16 protein-coding genes, 1 tRNA gene and 1 other RNA gene are annotated in these 21,448 nt (G+C 63.4%); 10 read left to right on the top strand and 8 right to left on the bottom strand.

Going from position 1 to position 21,448, the window contains the following annotated elements:
• Positions 1-284 precede the first annotated feature (284 nt).
• Positions 285-3,263, bottom strand: a complete 2,979-nt coding sequence (locus HMPREF3157_RS04020) for a DNA polymerase III subunit gamma and tau (RefSeq protein WP_070435590.1) — start codon at positions 3,261-3,263, stop codon at positions 285-287.
• Between the two features lie 174 nt (positions 3,264-3,437).
• Complete coding sequence (locus HMPREF3157_RS04015) at positions 3,438-4,286, bottom strand: DUF559 domain-containing protein (protein WP_070435589.1); 849 nt, start codon at positions 4,284-4,286, stop codon at positions 3,438-3,440.
• A 394-nt stretch (positions 4,287-4,680) separates the two neighbouring features.
• Between HMPREF3157_RS04015 and HMPREF3157_RS04010 the strand changes: the two genes are divergently transcribed.
• Complete coding sequence (locus HMPREF3157_RS04010) at positions 4,681-5,271, top strand: DUF421 domain-containing protein (protein WP_070435588.1); 591 nt, start codon at positions 4,681-4,683, stop codon at positions 5,269-5,271.
• A gap of 19 nt (positions 5,272-5,290) precedes the next feature.
• Here the strand turns inward: HMPREF3157_RS04010 and ffs are convergent.
• An RNA gene (ffs, locus tag HMPREF3157_RS04005) (signal recognition particle sRNA small type) lies at positions 5,291-5,386 on the bottom strand.
• Between the two features lie 181 nt (positions 5,387-5,567).
• On the opposite strand from ffs, the gene HMPREF3157_RS04000 reads away from it, so the two are divergent.
• From HMPREF3157_RS04000 to HMPREF3157_RS03965, 8 genes are all read left to right on the top strand, one after another.
• Positions 5,568-7,322 (top strand): sodium-dependent transporter, encoded by a 1,755-nt coding sequence (locus HMPREF3157_RS04000; protein ID WP_070435587.1) that lies wholly within the window; start codon positions 5,568-5,570, stop codon positions 7,320-7,322.
• Complete coding sequence (locus HMPREF3157_RS03995; protein ID WP_016663766.1) at positions 7,319-7,435, top strand: methionine/alanine import family NSS transporter small subunit; 117 nt, start codon at positions 7,319-7,321, stop codon at positions 7,433-7,435. Before HMPREF3157_RS04000 ends, HMPREF3157_RS03995 begins: the two co-directional genes overlap by 4 nt.
• 127 nt (positions 7,436-7,562) lie before the next feature.
• Positions 7,563-7,647, top strand: a tRNA-Ser gene (locus tag HMPREF3157_RS03990).
• A gap of 152 nt (positions 7,648-7,799) precedes the next feature.
• Positions 7,800-8,972, top strand: a complete 1,173-nt coding sequence (locus HMPREF3157_RS03985; protein ID WP_070435586.1) for a hypothetical protein — start codon at positions 7,800-7,802, stop codon at positions 8,970-8,972.
• 529 nt (positions 8,973-9,501) lie between these two features.
• The gene (locus HMPREF3157_RS03980) at positions 9,502-10,443 is read left to right on the top strand and encodes a metal ABC transporter substrate-binding protein (RefSeq protein ID WP_034374502.1); all 942 of its coding nucleotides are present in this window, start codon (positions 9,502-9,504) and stop codon (positions 10,441-10,443) included.
• A gap of 53 nt (positions 10,444-10,496) precedes the next feature.
• Positions 10,497-11,225, top strand: a complete 729-nt coding sequence (locus HMPREF3157_RS03975) for a metal ABC transporter ATP-binding protein (RefSeq protein ID WP_051120618.1) — start codon at positions 10,497-10,499, stop codon at positions 11,223-11,225.
• Positions 11,222-12,154, top strand: a complete 933-nt coding sequence (locus HMPREF3157_RS03970) for a metal ABC transporter permease (protein WP_016663762.1) — start codon at positions 11,222-11,224, stop codon at positions 12,152-12,154. The genes HMPREF3157_RS03975 and HMPREF3157_RS03970 overlap by 4 nt, the downstream gene beginning before the upstream one ends.
• Complete coding sequence (locus HMPREF3157_RS03965) at positions 12,151-13,017, top strand: metal ABC transporter permease (RefSeq protein WP_070435585.1); 867 nt, start codon at positions 12,151-12,153, stop codon at positions 13,015-13,017. The genes HMPREF3157_RS03970 and HMPREF3157_RS03965 overlap by 4 nt, the downstream gene beginning before the upstream one ends.
• On the opposite strand, the gene HMPREF3157_RS03960 is transcribed toward HMPREF3157_RS03965, so the two are convergent.
• Genes HMPREF3157_RS03960 through HMPREF3157_RS03940 form a run of 5 tightly spaced genes read right to left on the bottom strand, consistent with a single transcriptional unit; the run spans position 13,001 to position 20,172 of the window.
• Complete coding sequence (locus HMPREF3157_RS03960) at positions 13,001-13,678, bottom strand: metal-dependent transcriptional regulator (protein ID WP_070435584.1); 678 nt, start codon at positions 13,676-13,678, stop codon at positions 13,001-13,003. The two genes, HMPREF3157_RS03965 and HMPREF3157_RS03960, sit on opposite strands and share 17 nt — an antisense overlap.
• Before the next feature lie 59 nt (positions 13,679-13,737).
• Positions 13,738-15,261, bottom strand: a complete 1,524-nt coding sequence (locus HMPREF3157_RS03955) for a beta-N-acetylhexosaminidase (protein WP_016663759.1) — start codon at positions 15,259-15,261, stop codon at positions 13,738-13,740.
• Complete coding sequence (locus tag HMPREF3157_RS03950) at positions 15,258-15,920, bottom strand: HAD family hydrolase (RefSeq protein ID WP_016663758.1); 663 nt, start codon at positions 15,918-15,920, stop codon at positions 15,258-15,260. Before HMPREF3157_RS03950 ends, HMPREF3157_RS03955 begins: the two co-directional genes overlap by 4 nt.
• An 8-nt stretch (positions 15,921-15,928) precedes the next feature.
• Positions 15,929-16,984 carry an alkaline phosphatase family protein gene (locus tag HMPREF3157_RS03945; protein WP_016663757.1) on the bottom strand — a complete coding sequence of 352 codons (1,056 nt, stop codon included), beginning with the start codon at positions 16,982-16,984 and terminating at the stop codon, positions 15,929-15,931.
• Positions 16,981-20,172, bottom strand: coding sequence for an alpha-mannosidase (locus HMPREF3157_RS03940; protein ID WP_070435583.1), 3,192 nt, complete (start codon positions 20,170-20,172; stop codon positions 16,981-16,983). The genes HMPREF3157_RS03945 and HMPREF3157_RS03940 overlap by 4 nt, the downstream gene beginning before the upstream one ends.
• Before the next feature lie 233 nt (positions 20,173-20,405).
• Here HMPREF3157_RS03940 and HMPREF3157_RS03935 point away from each other — a divergent pair.
• Positions 20,406-21,448, top strand: a 1,043-nt coding sequence (locus tag HMPREF3157_RS03935) for an ABC transporter substrate-binding protein (RefSeq protein ID WP_246816506.1), incomplete at its 3' end; no start/stop codon positions are given.

The following is a 21,448-nucleotide window of genomic DNA, read 5'->3' as shown; positions in this document are numbered from 1 at the left end:
TACTCCGAGACGCGATCAGCGCCCAGAGTGCAGCACCGAGGACGCCGGGCCGCGCCCAGAACTCAGAGCCGCGACCAGAACAGCCCCTGCCGCCGCTCTCCTCACCCGCGCACCGTCACACTTCATGAAAAAACAGCCAGCACCAAGCCCTCACCGACCCCCAAGCCCACAATTTCTTCATACTCCGAGACGCCATCGGCGCCCAGAGCGCAACGCCGAGAGCGCAGCATCGACGCCCGAACACAAATTTTCATAAGCGAGATCAGGCAAATCGAGATAGGGGCTCAGGGCTGCTCGTCGATAACCTCGAGCACCTCGCCGCCGAGGAATTCCTCAACAATGTCTCGACCGGGGCGGCGCTGCGAGCCAGTTGACGACGCGTCTTCGTCATCGAGCGAAGCCCCCTGGAAGGGATCATCGTAATTATGACCCTCGGCGCTCACGTGCGATTCTTGAGCCTTGGGCGAGTGCTGGCTGCGTCCATTGAGCCCATAGCCAGCATGTGCACCGCTGCCGTGTCGATTGGCTTGCGCTTCGTGGAGGGCCTGACGCGCAAGCGCAGCACCCGTCAGACGCGGCGCACCAGCGGGACCCAGACCCGGGCCCCGCTTGAGCTCCTGTCTTTCGGGAGCCTGATCGCGTTGCACATCTGGTTGCGTGCGTAGTCCCCAGCTGTCTTCATCTGTCGACGTAGCGGTTGCTGTCCCCGACCATGCATCGGTCTGCTCCGCATCAACCTCGGCCTGAGCCCGCCCGATTGCTGGATCCTTTTCGTGCCCCGCCGGGACGTTCGCCTCGGGTGCATCTACGAGAGTCGCCGCAGGTTCAAAACCCTGACCGAACGCGCTTGCCATCGCCTCCTTGAGAGCCTTCTGGCCGTGGGTGCGAGGCTCTCCCTCGCCTGGTTGTGCCGGGATGCGCACCGGCTCCGTGACCCCGCGCGGCATCGAAGCAGTGTCGCGCGCGGGCGTCGGTTCTTCAAACTGCGCCCGAGGTTCAGGCTCCGGCTCGGAGGTGCGCTGCGGTGTGTAGTCCTCAGACGGGGCATCCTCGTCACCGGGAGGCTCCTCGTCGAAGAACGGCGGCACGTCCGCGTCCGGCTCGCGAGGGGCGGCAACTGCCACGGGAGGCTGGCCCCCTGGAGACGCCTCCGCGTCGCGCGTTGCGCGTGCATTCGCTGCGTTCTGCCCGGGCACGTGCGGTGAAGGCGCCGGATGCTCGGCTGGAGCAACGGCATCGCCCCACCGCTCAGTGGGCGCGGCGGCCTTGGGGGGTCCACCTTCGCGTGATCGATTGCCGTTCGCGGGCGAACCATTGGAGGGAGAACCGCCGCGCCCATCTCCCGGCGGCACATCGCCAGAGGTAGCCTCGACCGTCACGTCGATGCGCATGATGCGCCGCACGGCCTCGGCCATATGCGGCGCGTGCTGGCCGCGATAGAAAGCATTGACGAGCCCTTGGCTGCGGAAACTCAACACGAGGGTCGAGCCGTCAAACGACTGAATGCCCGCATTTTGAGCGATAAGCGCCCACGATGCGCGCTTGAGCGTCTGCAGCGTATCCATAAGCGCCGACCAGTGCCCCTCAACATCGCTCGCACTCGCGCCCGAATCCGCCGGTGTGGCCTGCGGGTTCGCTCCGTCCGTCGCAGAATGGGCCGGTTGCTCAGGGGTCGGGTTCGGCTTCAGGGAGTCCGACGGTTGCTGCGACACAAGGTCGCCCCATGAATCATCGCTGTTGCTCGGCACTGGTCGCCGTGGCTGCGATTGAGGTTGCTCCGGCGTCGGCCGAGAGGACTGCGCGTTTTTCACGGGTTCCGCTTCAGGCGAGGCTGGCACGTGCTCCGGCCCTTCTTGAGCCTTGGGCTGCGTCCGAAGCTGGTCTGCCTGCACCGCTCTCTGCTCTTCTCGCGCGGGGTCTCGGTGCGCGTGCGGCGACGATTCCTCGGCCTGCGGCGCTCGCGAGACCTGACCTTTGTCGCGGCCCGCGGCCGCCGCTGCCTGTTCCCGTGCAATTTGCACGGCGCGCTGACGTGGAGACAGGGGTTGGCGGGAGGCGTCGGACTGCGCAGCCCCGCCCCCATTCGCGCCACCGAAAGAGGCGCCCGGGGCGCCGCCCACCGCGCCGGGGCGTGCCCCGATTGCGCCCTCCCCCGTACCCGTCGCCGGGCTGAGAAGGAGCCTCGCGGCGAGCAATTCGAGATGTAAGCGTGGCGAGGTCGCGCCCACCATGGAGTTGAGGGCTTCGCTCGTCACCTGCGCCAAATGCGTAAGCGTGCGAGGCTCGAAATCCTCGGCCTGGGAACTCAGGCGTTGGACCTGGTCGCTAGGAACGTCCGGAAGCAGCTCGCGTGCGCGCTCGGGCGCAGCTACGAGAACGATGAGATCACGGAAGCGCTCGAGCAGGTCCTCGACAAAGCGCCTAGGCTCGTGGCCCGAGCCGATCACCTCGTCGAGAACGCCGAACAGGGTCGCGGCGTCGTGTGCCGCGATGGCATCAACCGCGCGATTAAGCAGTTCAACGTCGGTGAAGCCGAGCAGGTTCGTCGCAACCTCAAGCTCGACACCGCGTTCGTCAGAGCCGGCGATCAGCTGGTCGAGCACGCTCAACGTGTCACGGGCCGAGCCGCCGCCCGCACGCACGGCGAGCGAGAGGACCCCGTCCTCAACAGTGACGCCCTCCTGAGCACAAATCTGCTCGAGGTAGGGAAGCAGCACCTGCGGCGGGATGAGGCGGAACGGATAGTGGTGGGTGCGCGAACGAATCGTGCCGATCACCTTGTCGGGCTCGGTCGTCGCGAACACAAACTTGACGTGCTCGGGCGGCTCCTCAACGAGCTTGAGCAGCGCGTTGAAGCCGGCCGAGGTGACCATGTGGGCCTCGTCGATGATGAAGACCTTGAAGCGGTCGCGGACCGGAGCAAAAGCTGCACGTTCACGCAGGTCACGGGCATCATCCACGCCGCCGTGGCTCGCCGCGTCGATCTCGACGACGTCGAGACTGCCCGCCCCGTCGCGTGCGAGATCACGGCATGAATCGCACGTGCCGCAGGGCGTATCCGTGGGCCCCTCGGCGCAGTTCAGGCACCGCGCGAGGATGCGTGCCGACGTGGTCTTGCCGCAGCCGCGCGGGCCCGAAAAAAGATAGGCGTGGCCGATTCGGCCCGACTTCAACGCGCGCCGGATCGGCTCGGTGACGTGGTCCTGGCCGATGACCTCGGCGAAGGACTCGGGGCGATAACGACGGTAAAGAGCTGTAGCCACGACACCAGCCTAATGGAGGGCAGCATTGTGGATGAGGTCGAGCGTCGAGTGCGAGTGCTGGCTGGGCCCGGACCTCGCGGAGATTGCGTTCCACACCATGAAGAAAACCTCAGAGCTGCTTGCCTTCGAGAGCCTGCAGCCCCGGAATTTTTATTAAAAGTGACGCGGTCCAGTTCATCGCATCCGCTTACGATGAAAACCCTGCCTGATGGCCTCCCTCACTCGAGCCTCGCACTCGTTCCAGCGGTAAAACACCTGGTCGTAGGTCAGCCTGATCACCCTGTAGCCACGGAGCTGAAGATCCGCATCGCGCTCGCGATCTCGATTGAACCCGTGCCGGCTAGCTTGATGATGCTCGAACGAATCGAGCTCAACGACGAGCGAGTCCCCGATCAGGAAGTCAACGCGCCCAATGGCATCGATGTACACCTGCTGCCGAAAACCGACACCCAGGCGTTTCATGCGAAAGGCGAACGCCGATTCCGTTCCCGACTCTGAGAAACGGCCCGGGACTCCAATCTCCTTGGCCTGGTATGCGAAGCACTTTCCCAAGATGCGCTCAACTTCAAACGGGGCTACCTTCCCAAGGCGGAGGGCAGACTCGAGCACAATAAACGCCTGTTCAGCAGTTCCGCAGTGGACAGCCTCAGTCAGCGAATCCACGATGTCCAGCACGGGTGCTTTCGACGGGTTGCGGGTCCATCGGCGGTGGGATCCCACGCTCGCCTCTCGGGCCTTGCCACTTGCGAGGCGATTGTAGGTCGTGCACAAATGCGGCGGGCCAGACATTCGCGGGACCCAGAGACCATGCCGTTCAAGTGCCGAGAAGCACGTGACCCAACAGCCAAGCGTGACCGCGCGTATAGCAAGATCCTCCGTCGAAAGTGGGGTGAACGAGTAGCATCCGTACGCGACCCGCACGAGGTTTCCCTTCGCGAGAGCGCGGTTGATGGAACGCCGGGTCCAACCTGCCTCGAAAAGTTGCGCCGCACTCACAGCCTCGTGGGAAAAGTCGATTCTCATACTCCAAGGATTGAAGTTGAGAGGTATTCAAATCACAGGGGTAACGCCGCTGTTGACAACCGCAGGCTGTGAAGCGAAAGCCGCGGCAAGAGGAAAGAGTTTGCCACAGCCCCTCGCCTGCAATCCCTCACCACCCCACTTCCGCCCCCACTTCCGCCCCTCACTGCCTTCTTCCCCTCACTGCCTTCTTCCCCCGCGTCGCCTCCTCTTCCCCCGCCTCGCCCATCTTCTCCCGTTTCACTTCATGAAGAAACAGGGGCATGGCAAGGGCAGCAGCCCCGCATAACTCGAGAATTTTCATAAAGTGCGACGGCGAGGGAGAGAGGGAGCAGCGTGGGAAGGAGGAGACTGGGACGGCCCCGCGCCTCAGGGGCTGGTGGCCTAGGCTTAACCCATGACATTTGCGCAGTGGACCGAAGCACTGATCGGGGCGGTCGGTATCGAATGGTGGCGTATCCCCATCGTGGTCCTCTCCGCCGTCGTGATTTACCTCGTCTTCTACCTCCTCATCCACATTTTTGGGCCGCGCATCCTCACGGGGTCGACGAGCTTCGACGCCGCCGTCATCATCATGCTCGGCGCAGTCGCAGGCCGCGTCGTGATTGGACACCCACCCACCCTCGCCGCAGGCGTGATCGGGCTCGTCACCCTCGTTCTCATGGAAGTGATCTTCGGCGCGCTCAACACGGCACTGTCACGATCGACAAAATATCCCGCGCTTGGTCTCAACAAACGACCCGTCGTCGTCTTCGCGCACGGTAAGAAAATCGAGCACTACGCGCGGCGGGCCCGCGTCACGGACCAGGACCTCGCATTCGCGTTCCGTCGCTCCGGCATCGCTACCCGGAGCCAGGTTCAGTGCGCGATTATGGAGCCGAACGGCTTCATTAGCGTCATCCGCGAAGGGGAAAATATTGACCCCCTCCTTATCAAGGGGGTCGTGGGGCAGGAATTTGTTCTTCCCGAAGACGACTCGCTCGACTAACCCCTGCTCGCTGACGGCATAAAACGACTCCCCGCGCACCTGCCAGAGCCTTCGTACCCTTGCTGCCGTCAAGCCCTGGGGGATTCCGATGGATGACACCACGCGGGGAGTCGCCCTCAACGATACAGGCTCGCAACGTATTTCGCACAGCCACCGTCGGCCACTGTGATGTAGACGAGCCCCATTCTCGGAGCCGACCACATCGCGAAACGCGGTGGACACGGCGCGCTCCTCCTCCCCACACTATGGAGGTTCAATTCGCGACCCACGCGAACACCCCACATGGAAAGACCACGATGACCGATCATCCCCACCACTTGGGCGTGGAACCGTCGGCCCCGAGCACTGACCGACCCGCCGGTGTCCCCACCACTTCGCACGCCGCCCCCGAACAACAGCGCGCTAACCGCGGCGCGTTCTCCGGCCGCACAGCGTTTATTTTTGCGGCGATCGGCTCGGCGGTGGGGCTTGGCAACATTTGGCGCTTCCCGTACACGGCGTACGAAAACGGTGGCGGCGCATTTATGATTCCGTACCTGATCGCGCTCCTCACCGCGGGTGTTCCGCTCCTCTTCATGGATTACGCGATTGGGCACCGGTGGCGTAGTTCCGCACCTCTCGCCTGGCGGCGCATGAACCGCAAGGCCGAGGCTATCGGCTGGTGGCAGGTCATGATCTGCGTAGTGATCGCGGCGTATTACGCGGCAATCCTCGCGTGGTCTGCGTGGTACTTCATCTTCAGCTTTAACAAGGCGTGGGGTGATGACCCAGGGGCGTTTTTCGGTGAGTTCACGGCGTCGGTCCCCGCTGAGACAACGGGGATTGGCTTTGATTTCGTGCCGAAGATCCTCATCGCGATGATCGTCGTGTGGGTTTTGAGCGTCGGTGTTCTTGCGCTCGGCGTTCAAGGCGGGATCGCCCGCTCGAGCACGATCTTCATCCCGCTTCTTATCGTGATGTTCCTCGTGCTCGTCATTCGTGCGGTGACTCTACCGAACGCAAGCTTCGGCCTTGATGCACTCTTCACGCCCGACTGGGGTGCTCTTACAGACGGCTCGGTGTGGATCGCGGCCTATGGGCAGATCTTCTATTCGCTCTCGGTTGCGTTCGGCATCATGCTCACCTACGCCTCGTACCTCAAGAAGAAGACCGACCTGACGGGCTCCGGCCTCGTTGTCGCCTTCTCGAACTCGGGCTTCGAGCTCCTCGCCGGCATCGGCGTGTTTGCCGCTCTCGGCTTCATGGCGGCGTCAACCGGCCAACAGGTGACCGACGTCGCGACCGACGGCATCGGTCTCGCCTTCATTGCCTTCCCGGCAATCATCAATCAGGCCCCGCTCGGTGCTCTCATTGGTGCGCTGTTCTTCGGCTCTCTGCTCGTGGCCGGCTTCACCTCGCTCATTTCGATCCTCGAAGTCATCATCGCCGCTGTGCAGGACAAGCTGGGCCTTGGCCGCGTTGCCGGCACGCTCGCCGTGGGCATCCCCATGGCGATCCTTTCGACCCTCGGCTTTTCCACGACGACGGGCCTCAACTTGCTCGACGTCTCCGACAAGTTCGTGAATTCGTTTGGCATCGTGGTCGCTGCCCTCGTGGGGACGCTCGTTCTCTCCTACGTGATTCGCGGCATCCCCGCCCTGCGCGACCACTTGAATATGTACGGCTCCTTCCGAGTGGGCGATTTTTGGTACGTCATGATCTCGGTCATCGCCCCGGCGATCCTCGCCGTCACCCTCGTGCTCGATGCGCGCGAAATCCTCGCGAACGGCTACGGCGGCATGCCCTCGTGGTTCGTCAATACGTTTGGGTGGGGCATGGCGGCGACACTCGTCGCTTTAGCCATCATCATGAGCGCAATCCCGTGGCCGAAAGCCTCCAATGCTGGCAAGCTCGACTCCGACGGCGACCCGATCGCTCAAAGCATCGTGCGCGGCAAGCCGCTTGAGGCCCCCACGTCCACGACGCAGTTCCCGCAAGAGCTTCGCGCCGACGATGACCCCGCGCGCGCCGGACTCTTCGCGCGCCTCTTGACGAAGGGAGGGAAGCGATGAATGCGTCAGCCGTTGTTTTGCTGATCGTCTCGATGCTTATGCTCTGGGGCGGGCTCGGTGCAGCGATCGTGAATCTACTGCGCCATCCCGATCTTTCTGCCGAAGACGACTAGCTCGTGTGACCTTCGACCCGTCTGTACCGAGCGATTCCGGCCCGCACATGCGCCGCGCATGTCTTTTTGGGTACACTGGAGCGCGTTGCCTTTTGTGGCGGGTATGTCCCGCCCACGGCAGCGAACTGGAGGATTCGCCTAGCGGCCTATGGCGCACGCCTGGAACGCGTGTTGGGTTCACGCCCTCAGGGGTTCAAATCCCCTATCCTCCGCTGATTGAACGGGCACCGCCTCAGCCTTCATGGTTGGGCCGGTGCCCGTTTTTCGCGCTGGGGCTCTCGCAGTTCCACCAGAACCGGTACGTAAACTCGGTGCGCGCCCCTTTCAATCACGACGAAGCGACGACCGGCGCCTGGAGTCCCGCATGTGGCACATTACCCCGCTCGACAAGATTCAACAGTGCACCGCACAGAGCGCAGAGGCGTGCTCACAGGAACCGCCCGAGCACCACTTCCCCACGAAGATTGCTGCAAGCCTCTATCTCGATGAGTTGCACGCCGAGAGTGTCATCGACCCCATTTCGGGTTTCCACATTCGTGAGCTGAGGCGTGTGCGGCCGAGGAGCGGGGCCCCCGATCGCTTCCTTCGGTCCCTCAAAGATGACCTCGACGAGAAATTTGAGGGGAGCGAGCCGGGCGAAATTAAGGGTGTAAACATGGTGACCACGGCGACGAGCCGGGTCTTACCGGTTTCGTATGGGATCTTTCGTAACGTAAGGAGCGACGGAAGCGGTACGTGGAAGCTCGTGTTCGCCGATCGCGCGGATAAGCACGTTAGGCATCGATTTTCGACGAAAGATTCCGGTGAAGGGGATCCACGCGTGACGGGCGAAATCGACGAAGCCGTTGATGCTTTCCGCGACCTGATTTACAAGGAATACGGAAGTGCAACGTGGGAGTTCCGCCCCGAAAGTACGGAAGAGTTCGATCGGGCCATTGCCGCCGACATGGCCGCCATCCTTTCGTGCGTGTACTACGTCGAGGAGTACCTCTCTCCGTTAACCTCCGGCAACGACCGCCTGTACATCGGGAGCGCGAGTTACCTCTTCAATCACCTGATTCAGTCCGACGGTTCCCTTGCAGGGCAGGTTCCCTACTTTTCCGGATTCGACGCGCGGGACATTAGCCGTCTCTTCCGCTGCTCGCCCGCCGTGCGCGATCGGTATGCGCGTATCGACATCACCGTGGCCGAAGAACCCGATGCGTACCTGCGCAGGGCGATTGGCGACCGAGCCCCCGCGTGGGCGCTTCGGAACGCTCAGGGGCGCTGGCAGTACGACGAAATCGGGGACCGCGAGCGCGGCTCGAATGTTCTCACCTCCCCCGACGATGCTTTTTCGAAGGTCATGGAGCACTTTGAGCGGCTCGAGCACGTCCAGGGGTTTGCTGCTTCCGGGGACAAGGTTCAGCGCAGTCAGTACCGACGTGCGGCCACGAGACGAGCGGAGTGGGCAAGGGATTTCATGCGCAACACCGATGCCTTCGTGCTTGCGCATAATGCGGCACGTGCACAGGCCGCGAAGAACGCGCAAGGCTAAATGTTGGGTTGGCGTAGCCGGGAAGCTGAGCCTGGCGGCATCAGCTCTTGAGGTGGAGTCCGACGGTGGCCTGGATACCGTCGGAATCGCAAACCCCGAGGTGCTTCACTCCCCCGCCGGAGATTTCACCCCGTTTGACCGGATCGCGAGGAAACTCTCTGGCGCCTAGGCCGCAAGCTCCGCCTCCTGCACACGGATGATCCGACGAAGCTCCCCTCGGGAACTGTGTCAACGTCGAACACGAAGCGGACACCCTTCGATGCTCCATACATCGCACTCCAGGTCACCCGGCTGATCGAGAGAAATCGACCCACGATTAAATCGAGGCGCGAGGGAGCACAACGACGCACTTTCCTTGCTCGATCGCGCTCTCGTGACACACAACACTCACGGTTTTAGGTTGCCCTAACTTCTTTGTTAGTGCATCCTGGATTTCTCGCGTCATAGGGCGCGAGAGATGGATCGACATCCGACGTGCACGGATGCACGCCTGCTCGGCACGTCTTCACTCCAGCATCAAAGGGATAACGTGAACCTTCGAAAGTCAGCACGCGCTGCCGTCGTTGCCTTCGCTGCCATGGCGCTCGCACTCACAGGCTGCTCAGGCCAAACCGCACGCCAAGACGACGGCAAGAAACTCTCCGTGTACGCGACGACGGGCTACCTCGCCGATGCCGTCGCGAACATCGCCCCAGACGCCGAGATCACGACGATGGTGGGCCCCGGAGGGGATCCCCACACCTACCAGCCCTCCACCCAAGACATCGAAAAAATGCGAAGCGCCGACCTCGTTTTCTGGAACGGCTTGAACCTCGAGGCCCACATGACCTCTCAGCTCGAAAGCTTCGGCGATCGTCAACTCGCTGTCGGCTCGAAGGTCCCTGAGAAGCTTCTCCTGCCGTGGCCAGAAAAGGACGACAAAGGGCGCCCGCTCCATGACCCTCACATCTGGAACAGCCCTGAAGCATGGCTCATCGCCGTTGACTCGGTTGCCGACAAGATCGCCGAGGCCGACCCCAAAAACGAAAAAACCTATCGCGCGAACGCCGAGAAATACAAGGAGAAAATTCGCGCAGCAGTGAGTAAGGCCGACGCAAAACTCGCAAAGATCGATGCGCCCCGCATCCTCGTGACGGGGCACGACGCCTTCAACTATTTCGGAAAGCATTTCGATCTCGAGGTTCACGCGACCGATTTCATCTCGACGGAAGCCAAGCGGAGCGCAAAGGAAATCGACGATCTCGCAACCCTGATCGCCTCGAAGAAAATTCCCACGATCTTCCTCGACAACCAGGCCAACCCGCAGGCCATCAAGAGCCTCCAAGAAGCGGTGCACGCGAAAGGGTGGGACGTCAAGATCTCGGATGCCGAGCTCTACGCGGATTCCCTTGGAGCGGAACCCGGGGTCGACACGTACCTGGGAGCTTTCACCCACAACGTTGACGCTGTCGCGGAGGGGCTTGGGAAGTGACGGCGCAACCCCCTGCTAAGAGTGTCGCCGCGCCCGCGTGTCGCGTCACCGACATGACAGTCGCCTACCGCGAAAATATCGTCCTCAAAGGTGTCACGCTCGAAGTGGCACGCGGCGCCTGCATGGCGATCGTCGGACCCAACGGCGCGGGAAAATCCACTCTGCTCAAAGCCATGCTTGGGCTCGTTCCACCCCTCACGGGCACGGCCGAGTTTTTCGGGCAAAGCCTCCGCGTGGCGCGTTCGCGAGTGGGGTACATGCCGCAATCTCTGAGCGTCGATTGGGACTTTCCCGCGACCACGCTCACCGTTGTGACAATGGGGACCTACGGCACTCTCGGGTGGTTTCGCCGGCCGGGGCGCCGCGAGCGTGAGCGTGCGCTCGCGGCGCTTCGCCAGGTCGGCCTCGAGGATCTGAGCACACGCCACATTAATGAGCTCTCGGGTGGTCAGCGCCAACGCGTCTTTCTCGCCCGCGCCCTCGTACAAGAGCCAGACCTCCTCATCCTCGACGAAGCATTTCAAGGGGTCGATGCGCGAAGCGAGCGTGCAATCTTTGATGTTCTTGCCGACTTCCGCTCGAAAGGGCGCACCGTTGTGCTCGTTCATCACAATCTTGCGACTGTTCGGGAGTTTTGCTCTGACGTTGCGATTCTCAATACTGAACTCATCGCATCGGGCCCCGTGGAACGCACCCTCACAGACGTAGCTATTCGGCGCGCGTATGACCTCGATGGATGTCTCTCGCGCGCCCTCGTCTCTCGCGAAGAAGGCCACTCGTGAGCATCGTCGATTTTCTTTCGGTCTACACCTACCGCACTGTTCTTGTGGGGACGAGCCTCATCGGAGCCATTGCTGGGGCGCTCGGCTGCTTCGCCTATGTGCGCCACCAGTCGCTTGCGAGCGACGTCATCTCGCATTCAGCCCTCCCTGGGGTTCTCCTCGCCTTCCTTTTTTCAACGCTTGGTCCGGGCGCCTTCATACATTCGCCACTTCTTCTCGTCATAGGAGCGGCGGTCACCGGAACGGCAGCGCATCTCGTCGCGAACATCGTCGCGTCTCGCACACCGCTCACGATCGATGCCGCGATGGCCACGACGCTCTCGCTCTTTTTCGGAACCGGTATGCTGCTCCTTCAGTTCATCAGTAAAAGTTCCCTCCCCGGTAAGGGTGGGATCGGTGCGTTTCTTTTCGGTAACGCCTCAACGCTCACGAAAGCCGACATCACCTCGAGCGCGGTAGTCGGCGGGTGCGCAATCCTCGTGACGCTCGCCCTGTGGAAAGAGTTTTCGCTGCGCGCGTTCGATCCGGAGTTTTGCACGGTACTCGGACTGAACGGCAAGGCGATCGATGCGGCCATGTTCGCCATGCTCGCGATCGCCACGGTCGCGGGGGTAAAAGCCGTCGGGCTCGTGCTCATGGTGGCTTTCGTTGTGACCCCTCCGGCGGTCGCACGCCAGTGGACCCGCGAGCTTTCCTCCATGACACTTTGCTCCGCTCTCGTTGGTGCGGGCGCAAGCAGCCTCGGCGCCTATGCATCTGTCGCGCTCGGGGAACTGCCGAGCGGACCCGTGACCGTTCTCGTGCTCGTCGGGGCTCTCGTCGTGTCACTCCTGTGCGCCCCTCGACGTGGAATCCTTGCGCGCATGGTCGCGTCTTCGACAACGCGCCGCACTTTTCGATCGTCACCCGGGCAAGGGAGGAAACCGTGAACTTCATCCTTGGTACGTGTGCCCTAGCTGTCACGACGGCACTCGCTACTGCCCTTCCCGGAGTTTTCGTCGTACTTCGCAAGAGTTCGATGATGGTCGATGGTATGAGCCATGCGGTTCTTCCAGGAGTCGTGATCGGCTATGCGCTGACGCACTCTCTTACCTCTCCCCTGCTCATCGTCGGCGCCGCAGGTGCGGGGCTCCTCGTCGTGCTCGGAAGCGAGGCACTCTCACGCACGCGCTTGCTCGCGGGAGATGCGTCGCAGGGCCTTGTGTTTCCGGCTCTTTTCAGCGCCGGCGTTCTTCTCATCTCGGTCGATTTCGGCAATGTCCACCTCGATGAACACGCGGTCTTGGTGGGCGATGTCAATCTCGCCGCATGGACACCTCTCACCATCGGCGGCATCGACGTTGGACCGCAATACCTCTACGTCATGCTCGCGGTTCTCGCCCTTAACATCGGCGTAATCGCCGCGTTGTTCCCACGATTGACCATCACCACCTACGATCCAGCATTCGCCCAATCAATCGGCGTGCGCACGGGAGCCATCAATGTGGTCTTCATGTTTCTCACATCGCTCACCGTGACGGCCGCTTTTCACGCCGCCGGCACTGTCCTGGTACTTGCCCTCGTCGTGATTCCCGCCGCGACAGCGCGGTTGTGGTCCAGAGACCTTCGAGACATGCTGATCGGAAGTGTTCTCGTCGCTACGCTCGGAACGCTCGCTGGGTTTTGGCTCGCCTACGTGCTCGGCGCGGCGACGAGTGCGGGCATGGCTGTCGTCTATGGCCTCATCTTTTTCTGCGTACTCGTCGCCCGCACGGTGCTCTCTCGGGTTCGCCCCTCTATTCGAGAACCGTGACCCACACAGCGTCAGTCGCAGTCTTGCCGAGCGCCGCTGTCCCATTCACGCCGTCGACCTCAAGGTCGAGCGTCTCGGAGAAAGGTTCCGCTTCGCGTGCACGCACAATCGCCCCAAAAGTGAGCCCTTTCCCCGCGAGGAACTGCAAAAGCGCTGGATCAGCATCCGACACTCGCTCCACTCGTGCCGACTCCCCAGCCGCAAGATTTGTGAGCTGGAACGCGGGGATCGTTTCAAGTGTTCCGTCGGGCCCTGGAATCGGATCACCGTGCGGGTCTCGTGTGGGATGCGCCAGCGCAGCGTCGATTCTCTCCACCATAAGATCGGAGACCGCATGCTCAAGCACTTCTGCTTCGGCATGCACCTCGTCCCACCCGTAGCCGAGCTTTTCGACGAGGAAGGTCTCGATGAGTCTATGTCGGCGCACCATAGCGAGGGCGAGGCAGCGTCCTTCTTCCGTGAGCGTGATTGCCCCGTAAGGCGAATGCTCCACGAGCGCCTGTTTCGCCAGTTTCTTAATGGTCTCGGATGCCGTTGCCGGTCGAACTCCCACGCGCGCGGCAATCTTCGAGGTCGTCACGGGTTCGTTCGACCACTCGCCTAGAACCCACACAGCCTTGAGGTAATCCTGCACGCTACCGGAGAGCTTCTCTACTGACACGCCACCACAGTAGCAACACAGCTCTCTCATGACCGGCTCACGGCTGAGCCGATCAAAGGCTATTCGGCCGTGCGGCACCAGTTGAGGCCGCGTGCCGTGAGGCGCGCGAGGTGGGCCTTCATCGTCTCGAGCTCACGTGCGTTGCCGGCCGAACCGGACCACACCTGCTGCGCGACCGAGCAGCCTCGGGGCCACAGGAGGTACTCGGCTTTCACCCAGTCGTGGACGTATTCGGTCCACAGTTGGAATTGCGCACCGAGCAGTTCGCCTTTGCCTTCGCCGCCAACGGCGTCGAGGAGGTCGCTGAGGCCCGCGACCTTGCTGAGCGGGAGGTTGCCGCCGATCGTGAGCGGGTGGTCCTCTCCGGAGTGCTGGCGGTAGTCGAAATACGTGAACTCCGTGGGCGCGGCGATAGCGTCGAAGCCGGCGTTCATCGCCGCCTCGACCGCTTCGGATTTGCGCCACACCATGACCGTCGTCCCCTCTGGCACGGTGCCGTCGAGCACTTCGTCCCATGCGATCACGCGGCGGTTCATGCCGAGAACGTGCGTGCACACTTCGTTCTCAAACCAGGCCTGGGCCTCGGCAGGTGTCGTTGCACCGATACGTTCCATGGTTGCGCGCGACGGTCCGTGTTCGCGCCATTCCTTACCGGGGCATTCGTCGCCACCGACGTGGATGGGCGAGCCGGGAAAGAGCGAGGCGACGTCGGTAAGCACGGCGCGGCAGAATTCGACGGCTTCGTCGGTGAGGGCGAGAACGTGTTCGGAGATGCCCCAACACGTACGCGGGTGTTCGATGGGGACACAGCCGAGCTCGGGGTATGCGGCGACGACGGATTCCATGTGCCCGGGCATGTCAATTTCGGGCACGACTTGGATGCCGAGCTTTCCGGCTCGTTCGATGAGCGCGGTTATCTCGTCGCGCGTGTAGTAGCCGCCGCATTCGATTCCATCGTGTTCCGCGACATCGTCGCAGTCGTTTTCGTCGGGCGGCGGCTGATGGCCCGCGAGGGTTCCCGGGCGCCGTGATCCCTTCTCGATGAGCTTCGGGAACCCTTCGATGGGAATGCGCCAGCCCTGGTCGTCGGTGAGGTGAAGGTGCAGCACGTTGAGCTTATGCATCGCCATGACCTCGAGGTGCCTGTAGAGGCCCTCAAGGGGAAGGAAGTTGCGGGCGACGTCGATGTGGGAGCCGCGCCAGTGGTAGCGCGGGGCGTCCTCGATCTCGACGCACGGCACGACGAGGGAGGAGGGCTCCATGGGGCCCGATGAGTAGATTGCGGGCGGAAGGAGCTGGAGGAGCGTCTGCACGGCCCATCCGGCACCGCGGTCGTCGGCGCTCTCAATCTGGATGCCCTCGGCGCTTACGCGCAGGCGGTAGGCCTCGTCGCCGAGGGAATCGTCGCGGGAGAACAGCACTCCGCCGGAGCCTTCGCACACGCGCACGCCGGCTGCGCGGGAAAGGCGTTCCTCGAGATAGTCGGCGGCATGCCCGCCTCCGGTCACGGGCAGGGGCGAGGGGAAGCTGAAGTGGCCGTCCAGCTCGCGCACGGTTGTTGGTTCGGGAATAAGGGTTCTCATGTCAGCTGCTCCGGTGTCCACGAGGTCACGATGTCATCGTTAAGAGTATCGACTGCCAGCGTCCCGATTCCACGTGCGTCGTCGCCGATCGTCACGACAAAGGCGCCCGAAGCGACAGCGGCGCGGGCTCCCGTGGGCGAGTCTTCGAAAATGACGCAATCGCGAGGGTCGGCTCCTAAGCGCCTGGCCGCTTCACGGTAGAGGTCGGGGGCGGGCTTGGGGTTCATGTGTGCACTGACGCCGAGGGCTGCGGTGAACCGCTCCTGCCAGCCGATCGCGCGCACGCACTGCTCGACGATGCGTTGCGGCGAGTTGGAGCCGATCGCGAGCGGCACCACTTGGGCGAGGCGAGACGTGAGGGCGTCGGCTCCAGGCATGGGCGCGAGGTCGACGTCGAGTCGCTCGCGGATCGCGTCTTCGAGTCTCGCGCATACGTCACCCATGCGCTCTTCGCGTTCGTCCCCTCCCCCGAATTCGTCAAGGAACGCGTTCGCGAGGTCTTCGACGGTGCCGCCTCGGTCTCCGTAGCCGCGAAAGACTCCCCCTGCATCACGCCACAGGGCAGCGGCTGCTTCGTGCCACGCCTTTTCCGAATCGAAAAGTGTGTCGTCCATGTCAAAGATGACGCCGGCAACCCGGCTCGGGAGTGTTTCCGCCACGGCCACCCTCACCACTCGAAAGCGAGGTTGCGCGTGGGGCCCACCTGCTCGATGTCGCGTAGCACTCCCACTCCTTCGGCGTCGTAGCTACCCTGGCGCACGCCCATGGCATCGAGGAGGTCCCACATGACCTGCTCGCTGTGGAGCACGTCGCGCGAGGTAAGAACCTCAGGCAAGGGCGCGCCGATGCGGTGGGTAATGAGGAAGCTGCGGCGCACTTCGACCTCGTCCTCGCCGTGGCCGCCTTCGGGTTTGTGGCCGTGGTCGGTCGTGACGGCCACGAGCCAGTCCTCGCCGAGCTGCTCGTGACGCTCGGCAACAGCCTTGATGAGGTGACGGGTGAGTTCATCGACGTGGCGGATCGCGTCCCGATACTGTTCCGATTCGGCGCCGTGCGCGTGGCCCGCGCCGTCGACGCCCTCGAAGTACACGACCGCCGCGTCGGGGCCCTCGTGGAGAAGCTTCCACGTCGCCCAGTGCGCAACGTCATCGTCCGCGCGATCCAATCCGTCCTTAAGGTCGGGGTGGAACGTCTGGTGCTGGCCCGTGCGCTGCTGGTCGAAGCGGTGCTGGAGCAGCGGGCCGAGCCCGTGGGGCGCACAGAACGCCTCCCACGTGGCCGCGGCGAGTGTGCGCGCGGCGGGGTTCGCGAAGTACACGCGCGAGAGGATGTCGGGGCGCCGCGCGAGGTCGTGACCGACGAATTCGTTCCACCACACGTTGCATTCCTCGTGGGTGGAGCCCGTGAGGATGGAGGACCAGCCGGGCGCGGAGTCCGTGGGCGGCGTCATCCACATGGGCGTGATGTGCCCGCCCGAGTGCTCGTCGCCGCGAGCAAGCCGCGCGAGCGTGGGCGCGAGATTCTTCGGGGCCTCCTCGAGCGGGAGGGTGCGGTCGAGCGGAGGGTCGTGGGGTCCGACGGCAGGCTCACCCTTATCGTTTACTGCCCGAAAACGGGGATCAGCGCCGTGATCGGGTTTCGCGAAGTGCGGATCCGCCGCAACGAATTCGGGAAGGGCGATGTCGGCCCTCACTCCGTCGAGGCATATAAGAAGAAGTTTCATGCGCGGGCCACCCTTAGGGTCACAATCTGGAATTCGTGCATCGACACCTCGTAGAGCGAGGGGTCCTCGCTACACGCGGTAAGGCCGGGCGCGACCTCCGGCGCTTCTTTTTCGCGCAGGTTCGTCGCGCGGACTTTGCTCGGCGCGGAGGCGAAGCGGACGTGGGCGATGCCCGCACGCCCCTCGGCCTCGTGGAGACGGACGATGAGGTCGCCCGAGCCGTCGTCGGCGGGCTTCACGGCGTCGATGAGAGCGAGAGTGTCGCCCTCACGGTGTTCGATGCTCGCAACGGCCGATGTTTCGAGCGCGTGAGCGGTTTCGCGAAGCGGCTGCGTCAGGCGGAGGCCAGCGGCGTGCGCGTGCGCGAGATCCGCACCACACACGAGGCTGTAGCGAAGCGTGTGCTCACCGAGATCGACTTCCGGGTCGGGCGCCGTGGCCGAGCGCAAGAGCGTGTAGCCAAACGCGACACCACCGCGACGGTCGGCGGCAGCGGCGTCAAGCACGCGGACGTCGTGCCCGTATGTTTGCGAGTTGGCGAAGGCAACCGCGTAGCCGGGTTCTTCGAGGAGCGCCCAGCGGTGGCCGCTCACCTCAAACTGCGCTTCCTGCCACGAAGTGTTCTTCGCGATCGCACGGTCGATATGCCCGAATTGGATCTCCGAACGATCCGTGCGGGCATTGAGTGCAAGCGGGAAGCCCACGCGCAGTACGCGATGCTTCTCGCGCCAATCGACATGCACCTCGAAGTCAACGGCACGAGCGTCCGCATCGAGCGTGATGCGCTGAGTGAAGGTGGAATCTCCGTGGGTGCGGCGTACTTCGACGCACGCGCGAAGCGCCGTCTTCGTCACGACCTTCACCTCGAGCGCTTCCTCAAGCACTGTTTCGCTGCGCTTGTACTGGTGCTGAAGCTCCCACGCATCGAAGCAGCTTGGGAAATCCGGGTGGACGCTGAGGGCGTTGCCCCTCTGGCCTGCGGCGAGCAGCTCGCGGCCGCCCGCGTCGAGGTCGAGAATGGACGAGACCAGACCGTTTGCATCGATCACGACCTCCACGAGGCCGTTGGCAAGCACGATATCGCTCCCGCGCGTCTCGCACGTCACCGGATTCGTGGGCGACACCTCGAGCGCACTCAGGGGAGCACTCGAAAGAGGGGCAACCTCGATGAGTGAGCAACCGTCGGAATGCTCCCACACCTCGCGGCGGGTCACGGGCGACGGGTTAACGACGGTGACCTCAGAGCCCGCGAGCGCCGCGGCCTGACCACTGTCGCCGTCGAGGGCCTCCACCGAGCCCGTGCCCCCACCCGCGCGGGAGGCGAGGAGCGAGTCGATGAGAGTTTCGATATCGGTGCGCAGCGCCTCGTACTCGGCACGCGCCTCGCGGTTGACCCAGTGGATCGACGAGCCCGGCAGGATGTCGTGGAACTGGAGGAGAAGGGCGCGCTGCCACAGCTCCTCGACCTCAGCGAGCGGGTAGTCGATTCCTCGCTCGGTGGCGAGAGCGCCGAGCCATTCGAGGACGGCGAGCTTCGCCTCGACCTCCCGGTTACCGCGCTTGAGTTCAGCGCTGCTCGTGTACACGCCGCGGTGGAACTCGAGATACATCTCGCCGCTCCACACAGGGGCGTCGGGATACTCCTCGCGCGCTTTGTCGAAGAAGCCGTCGGGGGAATCGAACTCCACGCGGGGCGCACCTTCCATGTCGGCGAATCGCCTGGCGCGCTCCACCATTTCCGCGACGGGGCCGCCGCCGCCATCGCCGTAGCCGTACGGAAGCAGCGAGCGCTTCGCACGCCCCTTTTCCTTGAAGTTCCGCTCGGCCTTGAAGACCTCTTCGGCGCTCACGATCGAGTCGTAGCAGTCCACGGGCGGGAAGTGCGTGAAGATGCGGGTGCCGTCGATCCCCTCCCACCAGAACGTGTGGTGCGGGAGCGTGTTCGTTTGGCTCCAGTTGAGCTTTTGCGTGAAGAACGTGGTCATGCCACTCAAACGTGCGATCTGCGGGAGCGCCCCCGTGTAGCCGAATGAGTCGGGAAGCCACGTGCACGTGGGGGCAACGCCAAGCTCTCGCTCCATCCAGTTGAGCCCCACGGTGAACTGACGAACGAGAGCCTCGCCACCGGGGAGGTTGGTGTCGGATTCAACCCACATGCCGCCCGCGGGGTGCCACTGACCCTTCGCAATCGATTCCTTGACGCGCGCGAAAAGCGCCGGGGCCCCGTCCTTGAGCCACGCGTAATGTTGCGCAGACGTGCACGCGAACGTGAATTCTGGGTAGTCGCTTGCAAGGGCAAGCACGTTGGAGAAGGTGCGCGCGACCTTGCGGCGAGTCTCACGCAGAGGCCACAGCCAGGCTGAATCAATGTGGGCGTGGCCAACGGCGCTCATGATCTGGGCGGAGTTGCCGGCACTGCTTGCGATCACGGGAGCGAGGTGGGCCCGGGCGGCGTCGGCCCCCTCCTGGATGCCCTGAGCATCGACGACGTCCGCGGCTTCCTCGAGCCTGCGCAGAAGGGTCGCGCGCAGTGTCGAATCCTTGGGCTGCTCCTTGAGTACGCCCCAGAGCACCTCGACGTCGAGCCACAGATGCCACACGCTCTCGTTGCGCACCACCAGGTCGGCACCACCGAACGTCCACACGGGCGTGTCCGGGCGCGTCGAAAGGTCCCCGAGGTCGGTGGGATTGTTCATGTAGTCGCCCATATTGGGGTTTGCGCCGGCCTCGATGAGGAGTTCAACGGCACCGCTGTCGTCGAGAAGCTGCTCCCCCGCCTTCGCGATGGTCGCGGGAAGCCCCTCGCCCGTCAGCGGGATCAGGCGGTTCATGGGGTTCACGCCCTTGAGCGGCGTTCCAGCGGTCGTGTAGGCGAGGCCCTCGGACTGGTTGCCTGCCCAATCACCTTCGAAGCCAAGATCGACCCGCAGGTGCACGCGCTCGCCTCTCGCCTCTGCGGGAACGGTGCCCTTCATACGGAACCACCACGTGCTCCACGCCGGGCCCCAGCGGTCACCCGAGGAGATCGGATCGTAGTTCGCTTCAGCGGCGGTCGCGAAGTCGACGGGCTCGCCGGGGGACTTCCACGCGGTGACGTCAACCGGGGCAAGGACGCGGAAGAGCTCTTTCCCTAGCCTCTCGTGGAGCCGTTCAATACGGTCCTCGACGAGCGTTGAATCATCAAACATCGCACCTGCCCCTACCTGGTTGTCACACGGCTCGGTTCCGGGTCGAGGAGCACCGAGCGGCCCCCTCGCCCTACGTTCGCACGCCAGTTCATTTGCGCGCCGGACCAAGCCTACATGGGGTCACCAAGGCGAAAAGTCTCGGTCTCACAAAATTTACTGGCCGTTAACATCGCGGGTTTCTACTAGTCGCGGAAATTGATCGCCACCATTCATCCCTACTTACGGAGTACGCAATGAACCTTTCACGTCGTTCGCTTCTGGGCGCTAGCACCCTCGCCCTCGGCCCCATCGCACTCGCTCTCAGTGGATGCTCGACGGGCAAGGGTGGGTCGAGCGGAGGAAATGACGACGCATTCGTGCTCTGGATGTGGCCCGAAGGTTACGGAGACAAGGTCCTCGACGCCGTCACAAAGGAGTTCCCGGACCTGAACCTCCGCCAAGACGTGATCGGTGGCGACTTCAAGCAGAAGCTCACGACCACCTTCAGCGCCGGCTCCGGCCTTCCCGACATCACCGGCGTCAAGGGCGAAGACATCGCATTTTTCTGCTCAAAAGCCGACTACTTCGAGGATCTCAACGAGCTCGGTGCGAAAGACATCAAGGGCACCTACCTCGACTGGAAGTGGGAGCAAGCGACAACCAAGGACGGCAAGCAGATTGGCATCCCCATCGATATCGGCCCCACCGCCCTCTTCTACCGCTTCGATGTGTTCGAAGAAGCGGGCCTGCCCTCCGAACCCGCCGAGCTCGAAGCCGCCATCCGCAGCTGGGAAGAGTACTTCGAGCTTGGCAAGGAGCTCATCGCCAAGAAGCCGGGCACCTACCTCATTCGCAACACCGCGAGCGTCTTCGGCACGGCTTGGCGCCAAGCCGGCCAGGGATTCGTCGATGAAAACGGCACCTTTATCGGCGACCAGGACCACATCAAGAAGGCATGGGACCTCGCGATCGCCGCGAACGACGCCGGTATCAACGGCGCACTCGCCGCTCAAACCACCGATTCGGCCGCCGCGGTCAACGCCGGGCGCCTCCCCGCGGACTTCGGCGCGTCATGGCACCTCGCCGACCTCATGTCCGACGCACCCGACACCACCGGAAAGTGGCACGTGTGCAAGCACCCCGGCGAGGCCGTCAACAAGGGCGGCTCCTTCCTCACCGTTCCGAAGGGAGCGAAAGACCCGAAGAAGTCCTTCGAGGTACTCTCCTTCATCCTGAACGCCCGCAATCAGGCCCTCGAATACACGAACAGCGGCAACTTCCCCGCTGCACCCGAGGC

The sequence above is a fragment of the Dermabacter sp. HMSC06F07 genome (genome assembly GCF_001807345.1).
GTDB classification, from domain to species: Bacteria; Actinomycetota; Actinomycetes; order Actinomycetales; family Dermabacteraceae; genus Dermabacter; species Dermabacter hominis.
Note: the sequence above shows the minus strand (reverse complement) of the source record. Positions and strands in the feature narration are given on the sequence as shown.

Excerpts from the sequence above, each read along its gene's own strand:
- HMPREF3157_RS03955 (WP_016663759.1), bottom strand. The coding sequence starts at position 15,261 with ATGAGAACCCTTATTCCCGAACCAACAACCGTGCGCGAGCTGGACGGC.
- HMPREF3157_RS03945 (WP_016663757.1), bottom strand. The coding sequence starts at position 16,984 with ATGAAACTTCTTCTTATATGCCTCGACGGAGTGAGGGCCGACATCGCC.
- HMPREF3157_RS03975 (WP_051120618.1), top strand. The coding sequence starts at position 10,497 with ATGACAGTCGCCTACCGCGAAAATATCGTCCTCAAAGGTGTCACGCTC.
- HMPREF3157_RS03940 (WP_070435583.1), bottom strand. The coding sequence starts at position 20,172 with ATGTTTGATGATTCAACGCTCGTCGAGGACCGTATTGAACGGCTCCAC.
- HMPREF3157_RS04015 (WP_070435589.1), bottom strand. The coding sequence starts at position 4,286 with ATGAGAATCGACTTTTCCCACGAGGCTGTGAGTGCGGCGCAACTTTTC.
- HMPREF3157_RS04010 (WP_070435588.1), top strand. The coding sequence starts at position 4,681 with ATGACATTTGCGCAGTGGACCGAAGCACTGATCGGGGCGGTCGGTATC.
- HMPREF3157_RS04000 (WP_070435587.1), top strand. The coding sequence starts at position 5,568 with ATGACCGATCATCCCCACCACTTGGGCGTGGAACCGTCGGCCCCGAGC.
- HMPREF3157_RS03985 (WP_070435586.1), top strand. The coding sequence starts at position 7,800 with ATGTGGCACATTACCCCGCTCGACAAGATTCAACAGTGCACCGCACAG.
- HMPREF3157_RS03995 (WP_016663766.1), top strand. The coding sequence starts at position 7,319 with ATGAATGCGTCAGCCGTTGTTTTGCTGATCGTCTCGATGCTTATGCTC.